Here is a 1,077-nt window from a genome sequence, read left to right on the forward strand (position 1 = left end):
CAGCGCGCGCCAGCCAGCGACGCTGTCCGGCAGGGCACCGGAGACGGCCAGCACGCCATGCCACAGCTCCTCGCTCCAGCCCAGCAGTTGCGACGCTTCGCTGGCCAGATCAAACAGCATCAAACAGCTGTGCCCCCGCCCTTCCAGTTCGGCAAGCACCACGCAGGCCACGGCCACGGCGCGCGCATTCGGCGCATTGTCGTCCAGGCTGGCGATGAAGCGCGCAAAGGCGGCGCTCAGGCGGCGCAGATGGCCCGCCTCGGCGACGCCGTCGACATGCGTCAACAAGGCGCCCAGGGCCGCTTCATCGTGTTCCTCATGCTTCATGCTATTTCCACTTCTTCAGATAACAATTGATCGAGGCCGTCCAGCAGTTCCAGTTGCGGCGCCAGCCAGTAGCAGCCATGGGTATCCGCATTCGCGATGCCGCGCAAGAACAGGAAGATGGCGCCGCCCAGGTGCTCGGCCGGGTCGTAGGCATCACCGAGCCGGCTTTTCAGCAGCCGGTGCAGCGCCAGCATGTAGATGGCGCCCTGGATATCGTAGCGGTGCTGCGCCATGCCCGACGCCAGCGCTTGCGTGTGGTAGGCGGCGTCGTTGGCGCCCAGCGCGTTCGACTTGTAATCGAGCACCCAGTAGCGCCCATCGCGTTCGATGACCAGGTCGGCAAAGCCTTTCAACATGCCGTGCAGCTGGCGTCGCGGCAGCACGGGGCGCGGCGCGCCATCGAGCAGCAAGCGCGTGCACAGCTGATCGAGCGCGCCGGTGGACAAATGCTCGCTGGGGAACCAGAATTCCATCTCGGATAGTGTGCTGTCCAACTGCGACAGCGACGCGTCGAGCAGCGGCAGCGGCGTACTGGCAATTTCCCGGAGCCAGGCGATGGCATCTTCCTGGCGGTGGCCCCAGCCCGCCCGCTCGCAGCGCGCGGCCAGGCGCGTGTCGAAATGTTCGTCGTGGACGCAAGCAAAACCTTCGCCGCCCATCCATTCCAGCTGCTCATGCAGGAAATTGCCGGGTACGGAACCGCGCGGGAAGCGGTGCCATGGTGCGTCGCCCGCCTGCAGCGGCGACGCG

At 66.3% G+C, this 1,077-nt stretch carries 1 protein-coding gene and 1 pseudogene; both read right to left on the reverse strand.

Annotation, left to right across the window (positions count from 1 at the left end):
• Nucleotides 1-327, reverse strand: a pseudogene (locus tag K0F85_RS28865) (exodeoxyribonuclease V subunit alpha); the annotation flags it as partial.
• The coding region (locus K0F85_RS28870) for a PD-(D/E)XK nuclease family protein (protein ID WP_257572847.1) at nucleotides 324-1,077 on the reverse strand (754 nt) is incomplete at its 5' end. The pseudogene K0F85_RS28865 and the gene K0F85_RS28870, both read right to left, overlap by 4 nt.

Origin of the sequence: Janthinobacterium sp. UMAB-56, assembly GCF_900095265.1 — a bacterium.
In the GTDB taxonomy this organism is placed as follows: Bacteria; Pseudomonadota; Gammaproteobacteria; order Burkholderiales; family Burkholderiaceae_D; genus Janthinobacterium.